The organism is Geoanaerobacter pelophilus (assembly GCF_018476885.1).
Taxonomy (GTDB): domain Bacteria; phylum Desulfobacterota; class Desulfuromonadia; order Geobacterales; family DSM-12255; genus Geoanaerobacter; species Geoanaerobacter pelophilus.
Genome location: NZ_JAHCVJ010000001.1, coordinates 476,253 through 493,313, shown reverse-complemented (window position 1 = coordinate 493,313; position 17,061 = coordinate 476,253). Strand labels below are relative to the sequence as shown.

The 17,061-nt window shown below is 55.4% G+C and carries 21 protein-coding genes; all 21 read right to left on the bottom strand.

The features are described 5' to 3' along the window. Positions 1-3 precede the first annotated feature (3 nt). The 21 genes from KI809_RS02300 to KI809_RS02200 all read right to left on the bottom strand — a co-directional run bounded on the left by KI809_RS02300 (position 4) and on the right by KI809_RS02200 (position 17,015). A complete protein-coding gene (locus tag KI809_RS02300) occupies positions 4-459 on the bottom strand; it encodes a hypothetical protein (RefSeq protein WP_214169893.1) in 456 nt (151 codons plus the stop codon). Positions 460-547: 88 nt separating this feature from the next. Then, positions 548-1,069, bottom strand: a complete 522-nt coding sequence (locus KI809_RS02295; RefSeq protein ID WP_214169892.1) for a hypothetical protein — start codon at positions 1,067-1,069, stop codon at positions 548-550. Further along, positions 1,066-1,491 (bottom strand): hypothetical protein, encoded by a 426-nt coding sequence (locus KI809_RS02290; RefSeq protein WP_214169891.1) that lies wholly within the window; start codon positions 1,489-1,491, stop codon positions 1,066-1,068. The genes KI809_RS02295 and KI809_RS02290 overlap by 4 nt, the downstream gene beginning before the upstream one ends. A gap of 83 nt (positions 1,492-1,574) precedes the next feature. Then, a complete protein-coding gene (locus KI809_RS02285; RefSeq protein WP_214169890.1) occupies positions 1,575-4,931 on the bottom strand; it encodes a DEAD/DEAH box helicase family protein in 3,357 nt (1,118 codons plus the stop codon). Positions 4,932-5,041: 110 nt separating this feature from the next. Next, complete coding sequence (locus KI809_RS02280) at positions 5,042-5,311, bottom strand: hypothetical protein (protein ID WP_214169889.1); 270 nt, start codon at positions 5,309-5,311, stop codon at positions 5,042-5,044. Beyond that, the gene (locus KI809_RS02275; RefSeq protein ID WP_214169888.1) at positions 5,295-5,858 is read right to left on the bottom strand and encodes a hypothetical protein; all 564 of its coding nucleotides are present in this window, start codon (positions 5,856-5,858) and stop codon (positions 5,295-5,297) included. The genes KI809_RS02280 and KI809_RS02275 overlap by 17 nt, the downstream gene beginning before the upstream one ends. A gap of 78 nt (positions 5,859-5,936) precedes the next feature. Continuing rightward, a complete protein-coding gene (locus tag KI809_RS02270) occupies positions 5,937-7,655 on the bottom strand; it encodes a VWA domain-containing protein (RefSeq protein WP_214169887.1) in 1,719 nt (572 codons plus the stop codon). Positions 7,656-7,664: 9 nt separating this feature from the next. Beyond that, positions 7,665-8,624: a DUF3150 domain-containing protein gene (locus KI809_RS02265; RefSeq protein ID WP_214169886.1), complete on the bottom strand. Its 960-nt coding sequence runs from the start codon at positions 8,622-8,624 to the stop codon at positions 7,665-7,667. A gap of 78 nt (positions 8,625-8,702) precedes the next feature. After that, a complete protein-coding gene (locus tag KI809_RS02260) occupies positions 8,703-9,119 on the bottom strand; it encodes a hypothetical protein (RefSeq protein WP_214169885.1) in 417 nt (138 codons plus the stop codon). Then, entirely contained in the window at positions 9,116-10,057 is a 942-nt protein-coding gene (locus tag KI809_RS02255) for an AAA family ATPase (RefSeq protein ID WP_214169884.1), read from the bottom strand. The genes KI809_RS02260 and KI809_RS02255 overlap by 4 nt, the downstream gene beginning before the upstream one ends. Positions 10,058-10,150: 93 nt before the next feature. Then, on the bottom strand, positions 10,151-10,552 hold the full coding sequence (locus KI809_RS02250; protein WP_214169883.1) for a TSCPD domain-containing protein: 402 nt from the start codon (positions 10,550-10,552) through the stop codon (positions 10,151-10,153). Positions 10,553-10,592: 40 nt separating this feature from the next. Further along, entirely contained in the window at positions 10,593-10,862 is a 270-nt protein-coding gene (locus tag KI809_RS02245) for a hypothetical protein (RefSeq protein ID WP_214169882.1), read from the bottom strand. Next, a complete protein-coding gene (locus KI809_RS02240; protein WP_214169881.1) occupies positions 10,859-11,059 on the bottom strand; it encodes a hypothetical protein in 201 nt (66 codons plus the stop codon). Before KI809_RS02240 ends, KI809_RS02245 begins: the two co-directional genes overlap by 4 nt. Before the next feature lie 85 nt (positions 11,060-11,144). Continuing rightward, entirely contained in the window at positions 11,145-12,119 is a 975-nt protein-coding gene (locus tag KI809_RS02235) for a PD-(D/E)XK nuclease family protein (RefSeq protein ID WP_214169880.1), read from the bottom strand. Between the two features lie 12 nt (positions 12,120-12,131). Continuing rightward, the gene (locus tag KI809_RS02230; protein WP_214169879.1) at positions 12,132-12,296 is read right to left on the bottom strand and encodes a hypothetical protein; all 165 of its coding nucleotides are present in this window, start codon (positions 12,294-12,296) and stop codon (positions 12,132-12,134) included. A 124-nt stretch (positions 12,297-12,420) separates the two neighbouring features. Next, the gene (locus KI809_RS02225) at positions 12,421-13,377 is read right to left on the bottom strand and encodes a hypothetical protein (RefSeq protein ID WP_214169878.1); all 957 of its coding nucleotides are present in this window, start codon (positions 13,375-13,377) and stop codon (positions 12,421-12,423) included. Between the two features lie 110 nt (positions 13,378-13,487). Next, on the bottom strand, positions 13,488-13,904 hold the full coding sequence (locus KI809_RS02220) for a single-stranded DNA-binding protein (protein WP_214169877.1): 417 nt from the start codon (positions 13,902-13,904) through the stop codon (positions 13,488-13,490). A 584-nt stretch (positions 13,905-14,488) separates the two neighbouring features. Further along, positions 14,489-15,019 (bottom strand): hypothetical protein, encoded by a 531-nt coding sequence (locus KI809_RS02215; protein ID WP_214169876.1) that lies wholly within the window; start codon positions 15,017-15,019, stop codon positions 14,489-14,491. Continuing rightward, on the bottom strand, positions 15,016-15,390 hold the full coding sequence (locus KI809_RS02210) for a hypothetical protein (protein ID WP_214169875.1): 375 nt from the start codon (positions 15,388-15,390) through the stop codon (positions 15,016-15,018). The genes KI809_RS02215 and KI809_RS02210 overlap by 4 nt, the downstream gene beginning before the upstream one ends. 24 nt (positions 15,391-15,414) lie before the next feature. Then, entirely contained in the window at positions 15,415-16,626 is a 1,212-nt protein-coding gene (locus KI809_RS02205) for a DUF4346 domain-containing protein (protein WP_214169874.1), read from the bottom strand. Next, positions 16,623-17,015: an ArsR/SmtB family transcription factor gene (locus KI809_RS02200; RefSeq protein ID WP_214169873.1), complete on the bottom strand. Its 393-nt coding sequence runs from the start codon at positions 17,013-17,015 to the stop codon at positions 16,623-16,625. Before KI809_RS02200 ends, KI809_RS02205 begins: the two co-directional genes overlap by 4 nt. Positions 17,016-17,061 lie beyond the last annotated feature (46 nt).

Below are 17,061 nucleotides of genomic sequence, written 5' to 3'. Positions count from 1 at the left end.
TGTTCATGCCGTACCTCCAACTACCCGTACCGAGCGAAACGGAGTCCCCCAGAGAGCTTCGCCTCCGGAACTGCTCCGGGATTTGATCTCCAGGTGGCATGGAATCCACCCGGTCGACCGGCCGACGATGAAACGTCGGCGATCCCCGTAACAGTCGATGACTTCCACACGTTTTCCCTCCAGGCCGATCAGATCGGCTGTAAGGTCAACACGCGAGCGCCATCCGGTTGCGATATTCTTCTGGCGGGCTTTATCAACCAGGTCAGCGTACTTACGATAAGCTGCCATGGTGCCGCGTTCGGTCGGAACAGGGGAGTATTCGGGAGAGTTCAGTTCCGTAGCCAGGGCTGCCGCTTTCTTCAAAACGACATCGAAGCCCAGGCAGGTATAGAACTCGCCATGATCGAGAACATAAACGCCGCCGGCATAGCCGGGGTTTATTGTGATTTTGGTGGGCATGGTCTGTCTCCTTTGCAATAGGCAGGAAGACAGACTTCCCCCTTGGGGATTGTCGTGTCTCCCCGCAGGATGAATTATTTATATTGGTTCAGCTGCTCAGTCGTTTGTCCCAGCAGCACTTGCCGATGAAATGGGCGTAGTCGTCCCGCTGGTAGAAGACACGTGCGGAGGATTGCGGGATCATGTTGCCGCAGCCGACACATTTTACGGCCCGTTCAATGGGGCTGTCTGCAACCGTCAATTCCCGGATGAAGGTTTCATCGCAATTCTGACAGTCAAAAATCTCCCGGTCGATCCCCAACAGGGTATCGGTTCGGGAGACTTCCAGAAAACAGCCGCATACCGGGCAGCCGATGGTGTTCGGCGTGCCATTTTTCGCATGCCGTTCATGTTCGTAGTTGTTGCGGGCGACGCGGAGATTCTCCTCGAAGTCAATCTCCATCCGCTCACAGAAGTGCATCAGATCCGTGAGCATGTCCTTGACGTCATCTTCGTCGCCGTCGAAATCCCGCTCTTCAAGGGTCAGACAGTAGGCCTGCATGACCGTGTCGATACGGTCGGCACGTTCCTCGTTGGTCGGTTCGTCTGTCGTTCGTTCAAGAGGGCTCATGCCGCGACCTCCTCTTTTACGCAGGTTTCCCGTTCATCGTGGACGTCAGGTTCATTGAGTACAGCAAGCCGCACCGTGTCGGTTTCCCACCGGACGTCGGTGTGCTTGTAGTAGCCAGACCAGAAGAAATCGTCATCGGTGACGTTCAGAGTGTTGCACTCCATCCGTCCCTCGAATTCCTTCAGGGCAACCTTACCGTTATCAGGTTCGGCGTCCACGTCAGTCGTCATGAACTCGCAGGTATAGTTGAATTCGCTGATCTTGCAGGCCTTCATCTGCCTGACAACCACCGCGAGCTTCTTGATCCGCTCGATGAGCGTGGCGTCGAGATCGATGATGGCGTAGTCAGCGTTGTCGGAGAAAAACTCGCTGTTGTCGTGAACGGGTATGATGAGGCGTTTTGCTGATATGGTGTCTGTCATGGTCTGTCTCCTTGTAATGTGCGGGAACAGACCGACCCTTACGGGGGTGTCAGTCCCCGCACGGGTTGATGGTTGAGGTTTCGTCAGGCGTATTTCCGCCTGGGGGCGGGATTACGCACATAGACGCCAAACAGGGTGAACTCCAGGGCTCCCGCATCCAGTAAGGTCTGGTACATGCCGAATGGCAGGTCCCGAGTGACCTCTCTGCCGTCTTCACAATGGATGACGGCAATGGATGGTGGAACTGGAGCAGGTTCCGGCCTGGTGATCGGTAGATGGATGATGTTGCTTTTGATCGGCGCTTCTCCCTTGTTGTCTCCCCTGACTCTGGCATTCTCGTGCTGGGTCATCTTCTTCAACAGGGACGACGGGTCCGTGTAGTTGAAGTTCCCCTCCTTGAGCGCCTTTGTCATCAGGGATGAAAACGACTGGCTGCTGCTGCATTCCGCCGGGTCAATGTCCGGAGTTTCTCCTTCCGCCAGCTTGGCGACCATCCTCTTCTCCAGGGTGTAGGCAAGCTGCAGTGCCTGGACTTCCGAAGAGGTGAGATACCAGTAACGGACGGGACGGACTTCCCCGAACTGGGCCCGGTGGATGTCAGCGGTATTGACGCGACGAATTCTGCCGTCTCCCTGTTCGGCCAGTCTGGTGTTGGACGTGTAGTCGTACCAGACGAGGTTGTTGAACTGGGATAGGTTGAGACCCGTGGCGACCCGGTGGAAGGAGACGACAACGACCTGGGCCGTTACCTGCTCGAACCAGCCGACCAGTTTTTCGGGTCCTACCGAGTCGGGCAGGATCTCAATGCTGGCGCCCTGCACGTTATCCCGAAGGATGCGTTTCAGGACGGGGCGCATGTCGATCTTCTGCGTATTGCCGGTATAGACCAGCAGACGCTCTCCCCGGTCGATCACCCCCTGGGCGATACCGATCAGTTTTTCTTCTTTTTCCAGCAGCAGCTCCCCGTCGGGAAGTGACAGCCGGTGCAGTGTGCCGAGCGGAATATCCCGCAGTTTCAGTTCGTCGTTGAAGTGCCGGAACGTGTCGCTGACGCGCAGGAACGCGGCATTGCGGACGGCTGCAGCTGCCAGGAGGTCTTCCGGCGGCAGGTCTGCCTTGTCGATGATGTTTTCGATGCTCCGGTGACAGGTTTCCACCAGGGCATGTGCCTGGCACTTGATGACCTCCCGTTCCACCGGTGGCAGGTCGTCGAAGTCGTCACTGTCCACGTTGACGAAGTTGGGAATCGTAAAGATCAGGGCTGCCGGTGAGATACCAGCCGTATCGTAGGTGGTGACACGCTCCGATTCACGGTGACGGTTTTTCTCATCGGTTTTCCTGACGGTCTTGAACGCACCGTACTTGGTCTGGAAATCAGTGGCTGACTTCATCTCCCAGCCGGCACTGCGCATTTGCATTGGATTCAACCCCCACAGGATGTTGTAGATGGATTTTGCCATGCCGTTGGTTACGGTGGCGGTGAGGGCAAGAACCTTTTTGGCAGTTGCGGCAAGCCGGATGAACGCGGTCCCCTGATTGCTCATCAGGTTGGCCGCGTTGTGGGCTTCGTCGAAAATGGCGAGGTCGAACGGTATCCGTTTCAAGAGCCGGATGTACGGAAGCTGCTTGTTGTGTGTCCGGGCTTCCGTGGCGGTACCGTTGTTCTCGATCTCGCTGATCCAGCGACGATAGGTCATGACAGGCCGGTCATTTTCAGGGATATAGGTAAAGAGCGGTTCGCCGCAGTCCGAGCACTTGGGTTTGTCACCCTTGCGGATCTTCTCGGACAGAGCCGAACGGCATGATGGGCAGACTTCCGTGTATTCAACGGAGCTGTGGCCATTCTTCTTGACGATGGTTTTGCGACTCTTGATGCAGAGCCGGTATTTCGGGTGCATCCTGAGTCGTGTGTAGGCAATCAGGTAGAGACCGTGCGGCCTGGTTGCAGAAAATTCCTTCAGGGCTTCCCAGGAGTCGATGACATGCACATTGAACCCCTCATTGGCGTATTCCTTTGCCAACTGGGGGATGAGCTGCGGTTCCGATACCATCACCGTGCGTTTGGCCTCAGTGAGGTACTTCACCGCTTTCGCCATCCATGTTTTCCCGGTGCCGGTGTTGGCACGAATGCCAATGCCCCGGCGGCCTGAGCGATAGGCCTTGATGACCGCCTTGACCGCTTCCCGTTGTGGGGGGAGCAGACCGATCTCCTGCAGCTCATCAACCAGGTATGTTTCGTCCTGGCCGATTTCATGGAGGGGCTGGTAGAGCCGCGAGAGTTTCTGCAGAAGCACCGATGAGAGACGGCTGTTGAGTTCGTAATAGTCGAACCCATGTTCCCGGGCCGGTTGAACGTACCCATGGCGATCCATCAGAAATGCTTCGACGGTGGGCTTGCAGACCATCGTCTCGCAGTTGTTCTCCGGGTCCTTGAAGGTCTCGGTTTTAGTGATGACCATGAATTTGGCCAGGAAGAAGTCGCCGTTGATGGTGACGGATTCGATCTGACTGTTCATAGCCGCAAGTTGGACGGCGTGCGCCGTTCGCAGGGTTGAGACGGGCTGGATACTGTTGTCGTAGGACGACGGATACTGCCGGTCCAGCACCATGACTGCCGCTTTGTCAAGCCGCTCCTCGCACTCCCGGTATAACTCCGAGAGGTCGCGGGCCGTCATGAGCGGGCGGTTGCTGCCATTGCTGCCGCCAAGGGAAAGAGTCTGGCGTTTGCCCGGCACGGTGTACTTTACCCGTACCGCTCCATCCCCCAGGTTGGCAACGGGCCAACTCTGGAATCGAGCGTATTGACGATAATACTCGCCGCTGTTGTCCTGGTTCTTTGCCAGAAATACGACCACCTGCTTGAAGCGGGCGTATTCCTCGCTCTGGAAGGCGTAGGCGAACGGAAATGTCCCCTGGATAATGTCCAGCAGTCTCCCTTTTAGCTCATACTCGGGAATGATGAGAACCATCACTCCTTCATAGGCCAGCAGAGGGGCTGTCTTTTTCATCCAGGTGACCAGTTCATTGCCGGCGGCCTTGTTGTAGGGCGGATTCAGCAGAATCAGATTGAACTTGCCGGAAAGCTCCACGTCGAAGAACGACGAGTTAAGCTTCTGGGTTGTTCCGTGAATCCTGGCGAACCTGCCGGCATCCAGTTCAACGGCATAGGAGAGGATTTCGTGTGGTGAACCGTTGGAGGCGGCAAAGCGCCGCTTGAGCCAGCGGGTCACCGTGGTCAGGAATTCGCCTTCACCCGCACAGGGGTCAAGGACGGAGATAGTTTTCAGGGCATTGTAGCGCCGGCTTTTCCAACCGAATGACGGCTCCAGAATACGGAGAACCGTCTGAACGTCAGATGGAAAGGTCGGGTAATACCCTTTGTTCAGTTCATTCCCCCGGGTGCGGGAAAACGAGCTGTTGATGGTAGTGGTAAGTTCCATGCCTGTCTCCTTGGTAACAGGGGCAGGCGGAGATGACGCACTCATCCCTTGGGGAGGTGGTCAAAGCCGCCTACCCCCGAAGCGGGATAGTTAAAAGTTACATCTTCGTCTCAGTGATCCCAATAGCGCTGGTCATACCAGCGGCCATTGATCTTGATCCGGTTGTCGGCATCGATGGAAACAGTACGGTCATAGCTGCCACCTTCCTTAAGGACGGTGCAGCGTCCCGTACCGACTTCGACCGTGGGTCCGAAGCCGGATACGTAAAACTGCCACGCTCCGTGAGTAGCGTTACGGTAGACTTCACGGTGTTGAACGTAGCCGTTTTTGATGATCCGGCGTTCCCAGTTGTCCGATACCTGTTCAATTGGATAACGCATGGCGTTCCTCCTTCTCGATGGTGAAGTGCGCTGTCGCGGGAGGCATTTTGAGCCCGCCGTACTTGAGCCGGTTGACTATCTCCGACTTGAGTTCGTGGGTCCGGAATTTCCAGCACCGCTTGTTTCCCACAAGGGGCTCTATTTCCATGGATACTTCGTTGAACAGCGTCTCATACCAATCGCGATGGACGAATTCCCGCTGATCGAGAATCCTGGTAAAGACCTGGTAGCAATCCGCCTTCGAGGTGCCGATCAGAAACGACGAGTCAGACGACGGCGTAATGTATGCCCCCGAATACCCTTCGCCCATCTTCGGTATGACCCGCAGGGGATGGTTGCTCCAGATGTTGGTTGATCTGTCTTCTTTACCGTGGCATTCAAGCGACCCCTTTATGGCAAGAATCTGGGCGAAAGCCCGAATCTCCTGAGTGGGGCCGTAGGCGGTGAGATAGAAGAGATTGCGGGCGCCGGGCACAGAATCGTCCAGGATCAGATCCCGGCAGATGACCGTTGCTGACGCCTTGTCGTTTGAAATAGTAATTTTCATGGTTCTCCTCGTGTAGTACCGACGGAGAACGCACATCTCCCCGTGGGGAATGGCATTCCCCGTCGGGGTGTGGGATGATCAGGCGACCAGCTTCTCCCGCAACAACTCCAGGAGGGCCGGTGTAAATTGGTCGAGGTTCTTGATGATCCGGTGATTGTCGGGCAGGTATCGTTTGATACTTGTGTCCTGGATACCGATCCCGATCACCTCAATCCCCGATTCCCGCATCCGCTTGATGGCGGCTTGGGTGACGGGGCCATCGCCGGTTTCTCCGTCGGAGAAGGCGATGCAGATCTTGCGTGTTTCCCGGCGCAGGCAGAGCTCGCCCCATGCCCACCAGAGAGCATGGCCAAGCCTGGTGCCGCCGGAACCGGTGATGTTGAATCTGCTGTGATCCGGCTTTTCCCCGAAATCAACCATGGGGAAAACGCGATTGTCGAAACCTTTAAAGGTCGCAATCGCCGTACGGACACCGGGAATGGAGTACAGAGCCTCCGAAGCCACAAAGCAGGCGCGGGAAGCAATACCCATCTTGTTGAGCAGGGTCGAGTTGCCCATGCTTCCGGAACTGTCCAGAAGCATGCAGACAGCCGTGTTGACTGCCCGTTTTTCCTCTTTCCTGTTGAAGACCCGTGTATCGCCGACACGAAGTCGGGTCAGAACACGAGAATCCAGTCGGTGTCCGATGCTGGCCGGGGTGGAGCGTTTCTGTTTTGATGCCTGGACGAGTCCCTGAAGGCGGGCTCGCAGAGCTGCCGTATGGACACGAAGAGCTGAGATGTCATCGTAGCCGCTGGCATTTCGTAGTGGTTCGGCGGTCGGGAGTCGTGGTGCAGCAGCTCCTGATCCGTTGAACGAGCTTTCGGTTGCGTTCTGACAGAGTAGTTCGGCAAGTTTCTCACCTACGTTTCCGTAGGACCCGATGCTCTTTCCAGACAGTGCTTCCGAGATGGCCTGCCGGGCTGTTTCAAGTGATTCACCCGACTGACCCGGTGTTTGTTGGCCGGAAGATGTGCCGTTGTCAGAATTGCCAGAAGGTTGTGATGGCGCTTGCTGCTTGCCATCGTCTTTCGTCTGTTGACCGCCATTGGTGCTCGTGGCGTTTTTCTGTGGCGATTGACCATCCTGATTCCCCTGGCCAGCGTTACCGTTACTGCCGGAAGCACTTTGAGATGTCTGGGACTGGCCATTTGTTTGCTTTGGCTGTGCAGCGTTACGAATGAGCTTCATCAATTCATCGCGAAGCGCTGCTGTCTCACGGGTTGACCGAAGAGTCCCGGTCCGATCCAGAAGCTGTACTGCCTGATTGAAGTACTCCCCAAGGATTTGCCGGACCAATGGTTCGGCGCTGTCCCTGGTTTGCCGCATCGAATTATGACCCAGCACCGCGATACGGGTCAGGGCCATGATCCAGGCAAGGATGCTCTGGGATGGATGGGACGGGTCGGGTCTGAACGCGCCATGCTGTTCAACCAGGATGCGCGTCAGTTCACGGAGGTTGGCAATGCAGCCGGGATACTCCCAACCGATTGACTGCTCGATCCTGACATCTTCCAGAATGTTGAGCAGATCCCCCGCGAAATTATCCGTCAGTTGCACGGAAAAGTCGGTATACCGGACGTGCGCCGCCTCATGATCGATATAGCCATGGGCAAGCGCTTCAGCATGATCTCCCGACACGACCGGGATGGTTATTTCCTTCCCGGTGGTACAGGCGATCTGTCCGGCAATGGTCACAGTGATGTCGTATTTCCGGCCAAGGACCTTGGCGATCAGGGCAAGAGGACGTGCTTTCATGGTGTCCCCCTACCAGAACCAGACAGCCGGGGCTTCAACCTGCTTTGCCGGCTGTGGTCTTCTCGCAATGGTCTTTGGCGGAATGATGGTTGGTGGGGCCGACTCGACTTCAGGTTCGGGGAGAGGTTGCAGCATCTCTTCCCGTTCCTCGGTCGTGATGAAACCGGCAATGTCGGACAGCTCGCACAGTACTCCGACCAGACCCATCAGGGTTGCCCCGGTAACGGGTCCGGATTTGGGTACGGTAGCGAGCGCCGCGTTCACGTTGGCAACGAGGGCGCTGATCTTGTCAGGGCCGACGAAGCTCAGGCTGGAGAGTTTGTCGAGAATCGCCTTCAGGGGACGAAGTGCCTTCCGGGTTACGGAAGTTCGCCCCCGGTACGATTCCTCCCAGGTAGATTTTGCCAGGGCGCCAATCTCATGGATCAGTTGATCCGCGAGTCCGCCTACCTGACGCTCCAGTGGTTGTGTTGCTGAAGCAGCTTCACCCGGGGCTTCCACCTTGAAGGCGGTAAATCCGCAGGCAAGTCGTTCTGCAACACGGCTGGCTGGTTCAACGGCACGGGCGACGATCTCCGACCATTCGCCAGCTTCAGCGAGCCAGTCTTTGAGATTGTCGTCGTATGCCGACAGAAAGTCAGTCTTTGCCGTAGCAAAGCTCTGTTCGATCTGTTCCATCTTCTCCATGAGGGGAACCAGCTTTTCCTCGGGAATGGCATAGCCGCCGAGGAACCTTACTCCCACCTCCTCGCAAGCCCGTTCGGCCTGACGCTTCAGGGTGGCGAACACCTTGAGTGCGTCAGGCGCAAAGATGCGCTTGGAACCGAGCGAGGCAAGTTTGTCTGGTGGCAGATTCGCTCCCTTGAGGTCTTCTGGTCGGAGTTTCTTCTTTCCGGACCAGACGGAGAAGCTGAGATGAATCAGGACAAGGCCCTGGAGAACCTTGGTGATGGTGGTTTGATTGTTCATGGTGTCTCCTTTTCAAAGGTAAGCCGGAAGGAGACTTCTCCACGAGGGAGTAGGTCTCCCCCAGTGGGGTTGTAATGATTACCAGAACCAGGTTTTCGGTCCGTCACCGCCAATTTCAGGTGCCGGAGCTGCTGGTTCAGGTTGCTTGGCTGGTTGCTGTTTTTCAGCCGTTTTTTCAGGGCCGAATGAAGTTGGCAGCAGATCCTTCCAGACGTCAGGTGTAATGCCGCTGGCATACTGGTACCCGTCGCCGTTGACCTGTTCCGCTTCCTTGCGGGTCATGAGATTGCTGGCTGAGCGATAGTCGCAGATGTTTTCACCACCTTTGAGGATACCGAGGCGCATGGTTGTGCCCCGGCGACCGTAACGGTACAGGACGTCGTAATTGCCGTCGTCCCGCTCGAATACCGCCAGATGGTAGACCTTGTCGTGGTTTCTTACCCTGTCCTGCAGGTGCAGATCCACGGAGGATTTGATGCACCTGTACCTGGTCATGGCGTCCTCCGGTCACCGAAATGCCGCTGCAAAACTGCATGCAGGGCGGTTCGGGTGTCGGGTTCAGCCCGGAAGCCGAGTGCCCGGTCGAAGGCCTTGGTCAATGTTTCGCCGTTGGACATGCCCTGACTTGCTGCAGCCCGTGCCTGGAAGGCGGTGATACGTGCCCACCTGGTCAGGGTTCGGGTCGAAAGCGTGACTTCTGCTTCACCCTTGATAAACAGGGCGCGGATTTCATTGGCGATGTTCACCATGCGGTCTCTGATGTCGCTCCCAACCGATGGTGCTACCTCGGTCAGGATTTTCTTTTCGATCTCAGGATCGGGATAACCGACCTCGATCATGTAGAAGCGGTCGAGAAAAGCCAGGTTCTGCCGCAAAATCCCCTGATAGAGACCCGTGGCATCACCTGCTCCGTTGGAGTTGGCAGTGGCAATGAAACGGAAATCCGGATTAGCCGTCACCACTTCTCCCGTTTCCGGAATGGTGATGGATCGGCCTTCGGCAACGCCGTTCAGTCCCGCTGCAGTGGATGGGTCGAGCAGATCGATTTCATCGATCAGGAACCAGCCACCTTCTTTCATGGCAATAATGAGTGGCCCATGCACAAAATCCATTCCTCCGCCGGCATTGAGCCGATAGCCGCCGATCAGTTCCGGTGTTTCCAGACGGGAATGGGCGACAACGTTCCAGAGGGGGATGCTGAGCCGTGCTGCGACCTCGATGATGACGGAGGATTTGCCGCAGCCGGTGGGGCCGGTGAGGTAGAGAGACCGCTCTCCCAATAGATACCAGGTGAACAGGTCAGACAGTGTTGCCTGACGGAAGATGTACTGCTCGTCCGCCGGTGGAACAGCTGGGTGTCCCGGTGTCCTGCCTTTGATGGTTACCGTTTTGGGCGCGTCGATTTTGAACGTGCTCCTGATTTCGTAGTTCATGTCTGCCTCCTGTGCAGGGTTGTAACCCGACAGGGAGACAGACCACCCCGCAGGGATGTCTATTCCCCTGCCAGGTGTTGAATTGGATTGGTATCAGATGAAGTCGTGAGTGCTGGCATTTGCTTCCGCCAGAGCTGCATCCTCGATCAGTTCGTTGATGTCGCGACCTGTTTCCAGATGCGCGAGCACAAAGCGGATCGATTCGGCTACGCAGTTGAGACAGGTATTGCTCCCGAGGTGACAGCCAATGCCGCTCAAAGCTTTGAAAGCATCAGTCGGCTCAAGTCCCGAACGGAGCCCGTAGGAGACCAGGCGAGCGATACCGTCGGCCATGGCGGAACCACATCCTCCGGCTTTGCCGAAGCGGATGAATACTTCCATGGGTTTCGCTGTTGTCGGAGACACTGTTACCGTGGTGTAAATTTTGCCGCAGGATGACCGGCGTTCGATGGTGAAGCCGGTGGCAGCCTTGGGCCTTGGAGTTTTCGGGCTCATGATGGCCTCCTTGTGATAGCAGTGGTCTGCCGTGAAATATCTATTGAGGTGGTGGTACCCTCCAGGCGGTAATGATCCTGGGAGAGCCGTTGACCAGTCGGGCAACGACCTGCACCCCCTTGTACCTGAACTTGAGTGGCTTATCGTTGAGGAGCGGCAGAAGGTGACGAACACCTTCGACAGCCTCCAGCGGGATGTTCCGTTCCAGAAAGCGGTTGGCTCCGTGCAGTGACAGATTGACCTCGTTCATGGCGGAATCCGCTGGAAGTGCTTCCTCTTCGGTATAGATAGTGATGTATGACTCCATCATCCGCGCACCTCCTCCCAACCAGCGGGGTATTCCCTCGGTTCAGGCGGAACGGCAGCGACCATGACTAGCAGAAAGATTGCTGCCATGAGGATCAGCGTCACAATGGTGTGCAGGGCCTCTTTCAGGTTTTCTTTTCTGTTCGTCAGGGAGAATGACTTAAGGTCGGGCGGCAATGTGCCGGTACGGAATGTTTTCATCGGTAATCTCCTTTCACTGGGGCAAACACGCCTCCATGAATGGAGATTTCCCATGGGGAGCGTGATGCCCCCTGGTGGGGTTGGTTCAGGCTGCTTGAGCTGCGAGCGGCGTGAATGGCTTAATTTCAAGTTTGACGAAACCGGCTTTCGGCTTCGTGACCTGGTCGTAGATGTCAGGATAGTTTCTCTTGAGTTTGAAACTGTCGATCATTACCGATTCCGCCACTGAAGTGACATTGATCAGTATCCCGTCCGATGCACCTTTGAATGCGCCATCCGCAAAGGTGAGGATGTCATTCTTCAGGATGTCCAAACGTGATTCGAGAGCCTTTTTCTGTTCGTTCAACTCCAGGTATTTCCTGCCGGCTTCCAGAATCTCCTGTGGGAGATCCAGACCTACGGCATGGGAAGGACAACCGGTGCGAAACGGACAATAACCGCAGAGTATGCCCGGCTCGGTTCGAGGTGCACATTCGCCGCGTGTTGCCGCAAGGATGTGCTGACCTTTTTCCATGAGCTGATTGAACACCAGCTTGTTAGGTGTGTAGCTGTTGAATTCCCGGTATGTTCCCGCATTGAGGTCTACTACCAGGATCGATCCGCCGATTTCCACTTCCGGATCGAGGGTGAGTTGCAACAGGCCCATCTGGACGTGCAGCTGATCCACCCAGGATGCGTAAGGTTCATCGGGGATGCCGTCGGTCGACTTCATTTCCACGATGTGCAGCCGTTTGGTCTGCCGGTTCGCATAGAACAGGTAGTCAATATGACACCTGAGCTCTGGGAACTGCGGATGTTTCACTTCGACTTCTTCCTCGAAGAGGGCACCGCCGGTCTTGAAGAACTCGGCATACATGGCTTGTGCAGCATGGCCACGGGAAAAACGGAGTAAGGTCTTGATGTCGTAATCAGATGGGAACTGTTTGCCGAGTGCAGCTTTACGCGGACAACCGGCGATATCGGAGGCTCCGACGTACACAGTTCGGTCACCAAGATGTGATGATTGTTTCTTTTGATGGGTCGGAATAGCCCGTCCCAGAAATGCAGCGAGTTTGCTCATGGCTGTCTCCTTTCAGATCAGAAACGGTATTGCTCCGACTGCGGTAAGCAGCGAGCCGAAGATGACACCGGTAATGATCCGGGTGACGTCTATGCTGACCTGGAGTTCCTTCTTGGGAGCATAGACCGGCACCTGATAGCCTTTGACAGTTACGTATTTGATGATGTGGGTATTCATGTTCTTGTCTCCTTGTCTGTGGGTTGTACCCGGCAGAGGAGACAAGACACCCCCGGTAGGGAGAAAGTAGTTGTCTCCCTGCTGAGGTAGGTTGTGAGTGAGTTTTATTCTGGAACGTCAGGCGCTACCGGTATTGCCAGCATTTGCCTTTGCCGTCCCATTTGAAGCCGTGGTCTTTCAGCCATTGGCGGGCTGAGGAGTCGTTGAAGTCCGGGAAGGCGGAGATCTCCGATTCATCTGCGGAGAGTTCCATCCTGATCCCCTTGGCCGTCAGATACCCGATGATCTCTGAAGTCGAAACAGGTTCGGCTTCGTGGGATGATGGGGTGCTGTCCGGTTTGGCAGTATGCGGAGTCCCGGAGGTGGTGTTGGTGTTGCCGACACTGTTTCCCCCGTTGTTTTCCGTCTGTCCGTAAAGGTCAGGATCTTCCTCAATGTCCTGGGTGAAGATGTCTGAGGCAGCGGTTGAGGTAAGTACTGCATCCACTAATCCCCGCTTCTTGGCCATTTTCAGGCAGGTGTTGTAATAGTCCGCCGGATTGTCGTGTTCGACCCTTTCTCCCTGGCGGGCAATCATCCAGTTGCCGCTTTCATCCTTTTTTGCACTGAAGCCGCGTCCACCGATGATCTCTTGCGCCTTTGCCGGGTTTTCCTTGCGAAGATCCCAGTATTTGTTTGGCACTGGTCTGTTGGTCAGTTCAATAGGTCCGACACGGAAACGATACTTGCTTTCCATGGTCGAACAGGAACCGACACCGGTACCGAGACGCTGGCCTGCCGGTGAGTAGAGCGTCACCTTGATGCGATACTCCCGATGGCCGAGATGCAGGTCGATGGTTTCCACATCCACGTCGTTTGCCAGTCTGAAGGTGAGCATGAGCTTTTCGGCGCCCGGTTTGAGAAGAACTGCTTTGTCTCCGCAGCCGGGAATGGTGCCGTAGTGCTCCCCTGATTTCATGACGTCACGCATGACGTATTGAATCAGGTTTACCTGGGCCTTCAGATCACTGATGTTGACGGCGTGGTGAGTGAGGGATGATGCGGTGGGACTGAGGGGAATGATTTGAGCTGGTGCGTTCATCTGTCTGTCTCCTTTTCTGAGGGTTGTGTCCGACAGAGAAGACAGACCAATCCCTTTGGGGATTTGGTATTGTCTCCCCGTAGGACTGTTGCGCTGTGGTTGCTGGTTACTTAGAACGGATCGTTGTCATCGGGTGGTATTTCTTCGTGTGCCTGGCTTGTTGGCTGTTCATCACTCCCGTCGGGAATGTTGCCAGTCTTGCTGCCCAGCATAAGAAGCTTATCGCCGATGATCTCGGTTGTGTACCGATCCTTGCCGTCCCGATCTTGCCATTTGCGGGTCTTGAGTTTGCCGTCGAGGTAGACACTCTTTCCTTTCGACAGGTACTCGCCAGCTACTTCTGCGAGACGTGCGTAGAGGACGATGTTGTGCCACTCGGTCCGGACTTCCCATTCGCCACTTTTGTTCTTTACCTTCTCACTGGTCGCGAGTGAAAAACTTGCGACAGCGGTGCCTCCTGGTGTGTACCTGATTTCAGGATCACGACCCAGGTTGCCGATGAGTTCCACGCGGTTCAAACTTGCCATACTGCCTCCTTGTTGGTTATCCCGAAGCAATGAGACAACGGTCTGTCCCGGAGGGAGAGAACAAAGTGTCTCCCGGTCGGGATGTGGTGAAAGTATCCGCCGCTTATAAGGCTTGTCGCGGAATTTGAGTAACAAAAAACCCACTCCGGCAAGTGCCAGAACGGGTCGTTATTCTTTATCAATATTTGATTTATCAGGCGGAGTCCGAAAAAGGACGCACCTGTACTTTGTATTTAAGTCGCTTTACCCAAACGACTGTTCGGAAGGCATAAGTGCCTGTACCGAAATTCATCCGAAAAGGGGCAACTGCGGCCTGATCTTTCCGGAGAGTTCATCCCTGCCGGGGCGATTCTTCCTCGGGCTATCCGAAGAAGTTTGTCCTGAAGCATAAAAGCTTGCGGAGTCTCTTTCTTTGAAAGAGTCTAAAATATGTTAGATATTTAGCAATGTTAGAATTGTATGTCAACCGGAATTGGTTCCGGGATTGTCGTTGAAACAGAGGGAATCATGATGCAACAAAAAGAGATGATAGAGCAGGTATTGGGAATGTGGGAGCAAGACAACTCCATACTTTATGCAGCATTTCACCCGATTTTGCTGTCAGAAGCAGAATTGCAAACGCAACGTGTATCACAACAAGCCGTTGCCAACTTTCGACGCAGGTACCAGTAACCCCAGCCCACAGAAAGTACAGTAACGGTTGCCATGAGTGGCTTGCCGATTCCCAGTGCCTTTGCCCCGAAGAGCCCCAGATACACTCCCAGCATGGGAGATCCGCAGCAACCAATGAGGAAACATCCCGTTGCCATGAGAACCCCTACCAAGGTGATGCTTCCGGCAGCCCCGGCGGCCATGGCAGCCTGCCGTGTCTTGAGATATTGACTCAGCGCCCAGACGCTGAAGGCCGCACCAAGAGCATAGGAAAGACCCAGTAGATAGTCCTGCTCCGTAATATAGAGACCAAACCCCCACCAATCACCATTGCCGACTCCTACATCAGCCCAGCCCTCGGCAGGAACCGCAGCCTGGTGACGAAGGTACAGTGCATGTGTGGCCAGCACGATGACGAAGACAAGGGACGGCAACCAGCGTTGAAGAGTAAATGTCTGCTTCACTGTTTTGTAACCCGTTCTGCCGTGAATGTATAGCCTTTGGCAGTCTTCGCCAGTGCGCCGTCAACTCGAACGACATCCTTTACCACGGGTGCGGCACCGCCCCAGATGAACGGAATCTGCTTCGTGGTCTTGTCGGTCAGGCAGTCCGTGGCGCAGGTGGAGCATTGTGAACTGTCGATAAGGGTGAACCCCCTGCCTTTTGTTGCGGTGGCAACTCGGCCAACGACCGCTACCTTACCCACAAAGGTATCGGGCTTTGCCGCCAGCTGGTTGACGGACAACGACTTGTCAGCCAGCGGTTGTTGGGCGCTCCATACCGGAGTGGATGCTACCGCAATTATTGCGGTGGCAACAAAGAATAATCTGATCATCTTCATTCCTTTCTGATGCATAATTTAGTGGCACGAACATTTGATATCGCTACAGGTAGCCGTTGTATCCGGAAGTTCTCCCAGGGCGGCATCCTGCTCATATGGCGTCCCGGTTTTGATGGTGCTTTCAGCCTTCGTCAACTCGCGTCCCAGATAGGCGGCATGATCGAGGCGGGTTACCATCCCCCGTTCTACTAGCGTGGCAGCGATAAGCGCCGCTTCTTTTCCCTCGATAATGTGTGCCAGGCGACCGTCGTTCCCGTAATGCTCGCAGACTATGACACCTGTTGCCCGGTTTGGAAGAATGATGAAAAAACCGGCGGGATCGAGTTGCAGGCTTTGTGGCGCTCTGGGGACGATCCTTTCGGGTTGATCAGTCGTAATGTCCGGCCCCATGCTTTCCAGCGGTGAGGTTGGTGCGCTGGCGCATTCCTGCACGGTAACCATAATGGCTGCAAGGTCAGTGTTCCCGATAAGATCCATGATCTCCACCTGGGCTCGAAATCGGGCAATCTCCGTGAGGGTCAGGTTCTTGAGGAACGGTCTCCATGAAGAGGCGTTCTGGATACGCAACAAGGCATCAACCCCGTGCTTTTTGAGGTTGCGCAGGGCATCTCCGGCACAGTGGCCGCGTGAATCCACGCCACACAACACCAGCCAGCGAATGGCCGGATTGCTGGTAATATTCTTGATGAGTTTCTCGATGCCGATGTTCTCGGTATCGCACTTGCCAACTATGGCAAGTGCGGGATGCTGCTCTGTGAAAAGAAGTGCTGGCAGTTCGTGGCTTGCCATGGTGCAGACAGCAACGGAGCCGGACCGGTTCCCGACCAGGTAGTCACCCGGCACTGCTGGCCAGACTGGTAAAACGTTAAGGTTCTCAGATAATGAATCATGAACGGGTTTGGAATTGCAAGAGCAGCCATACCCGCATGGTGCCGGTTCATCCCCGAAAATGTCCCCAATCAGTACGGTTGCCTCTGCGCCCCAGCAGGTTTCGCAACCGAGGCAATCGTACGCGATTTCTTCCATCTGCTGCAGGTGACGGCGCACCGTATCAACATAGGTGGAAATGTCTGGTTCGGCAGCATTGTTGAACGCCCGCTCGGCTGACTTCAGTGCCTCCAGCATGCAGCCGCAGGTGCGGCACTGAGGTAGAGCCATCCCTTTGCCAATCTTCTCTATGATCGATTCGACAAACTCTAGTCTGGATTGAGGAAGACCTTCTTTACTCACGGCAGCAGTGCTCGCTGCTGGCGATTTGCGTCCAGCGACTGTTCGATCCATACAATTGCCTGTGTTCCCTCAAGCAGTGAATAGTAGGCCATCCGGCCATCGGCGCGGTAAGTGATCAGGTTCAGGTTGCGCAACTGACGCAGCTGATGTGACGTAGCCGAAATGGAGAGACCAACCACGTGAGCAATATCGCAGACACACAACTCACCCTGCACCAGCGCGAGAAGAATCTTGAGCCGCGTCGGATCGGAGAGCGCACCGTGCAGTGTTGCAACCCGGCGGATGTCGTGCTCGTTGGGAAGTAATGATTTTACCTGCCTTACCAGATCCTCGTTGAAACAGGGAATTGTACAGGTATCGGCGCGTAGTGGAGTGGTTTTTTCCTTCATGGATGCCTTCCGTTTCGATGATTGCTCAAATATAGAATAAAGATGG

Excerpts from the sequence above, each read along its gene's own strand:
- KI809_RS02210 (WP_214169875.1), bottom strand. The coding sequence starts at position 15,390 with ATGATCAGATTATTCTTTGTTGCCACCGCAATAATTGCGGTAGCATCC.
- KI809_RS02285 (WP_214169890.1), bottom strand. The coding sequence starts at position 4,931 with ATGGAACTTACCACTACCATCAACAGCTCGTTTTCCCGCACCCGGGGG.
- KI809_RS02240 (WP_214169881.1), bottom strand. The coding sequence starts at position 11,059 with ATGAAAACATTCCGTACCGGCACATTGCCGCCCGACCTTAAGTCATTC.
- KI809_RS02270 (WP_214169887.1), bottom strand. The coding sequence starts at position 7,655 with ATGAAAGCACGTCCTCTTGCCCTGATCGCCAAGGTCCTTGGCCGGAAA.
- KI809_RS02280 (WP_214169889.1), bottom strand. The coding sequence starts at position 5,311 with ATGCGTTATCCAATTGAACAGGTATCGGACAACTGGGAACGCCGGATC.
- KI809_RS02275 (WP_214169888.1), bottom strand. The coding sequence starts at position 5,858 with ATGAAAATTACTATTTCAAACGACAAGGCGTCAGCAACGGTCATCTGC.
- KI809_RS02200 (WP_214169873.1), bottom strand. The coding sequence starts at position 17,015 with ATGAAGGAAAAAACCACTCCACTACGCGCCGATACCTGTACAATTCCC.
- KI809_RS02255 (WP_214169884.1), bottom strand. The coding sequence starts at position 10,057 with ATGAACTACGAAATCAGGAGCACGTTCAAAATCGACGCGCCCAAAACG.
- KI809_RS02245 (WP_214169882.1), bottom strand. The coding sequence starts at position 10,862 with ATGATGGAGTCATACATCACTATCTATACCGAAGAGGAAGCACTTCCA.
- KI809_RS02225 (WP_214169878.1), bottom strand. The coding sequence starts at position 13,377 with ATGAACGCACCAGCTCAAATCATTCCCCTCAGTCCCACCGCATCATCC.
- KI809_RS02300 (WP_214169893.1), bottom strand. The coding sequence starts at position 459 with ATGCCCACCAAAATCACAATAAACCCCGGCTATGCCGGCGGCGTTTAT.
- KI809_RS02220 (WP_214169877.1), bottom strand. The coding sequence starts at position 13,904 with ATGGCAAGTTTGAACCGCGTGGAACTCATCGGCAACCTGGGTCGTGAT.
- KI809_RS02265 (WP_214169886.1), bottom strand. The coding sequence starts at position 8,624 with ATGAACAATCAAACCACCATCACCAAGGTTCTCCAGGGCCTTGTCCTG.
- KI809_RS02230 (WP_214169879.1), bottom strand. The coding sequence starts at position 12,296 with ATGAATACCCACATCATCAAATACGTAACTGTCAAAGGCTATCAGGTG.
- KI809_RS02290 (WP_214169891.1), bottom strand. The coding sequence starts at position 1,491 with ATGACAGACACCATATCAGCAAAACGCCTCATCATACCCGTTCACGAC.
- KI809_RS02235 (WP_214169880.1), bottom strand. The coding sequence starts at position 12,119 with ATGAGCAAACTCGCTGCATTTCTGGGACGGGCTATTCCGACCCATCAA.
- KI809_RS02295 (WP_214169892.1), bottom strand. The coding sequence starts at position 1,069 with ATGAGCCCTCTTGAACGAACGACAGACGAACCGACCAACGAGGAACGT.
- KI809_RS02260 (WP_214169885.1), bottom strand. The coding sequence starts at position 9,119 with ATGACCAGGTACAGGTGCATCAAATCCTCCGTGGATCTGCACCTGCAG.
- KI809_RS02250 (WP_214169883.1), bottom strand. The coding sequence starts at position 10,552 with ATGAGCCCGAAAACTCCAAGGCCCAAGGCTGCCACCGGCTTCACCATC.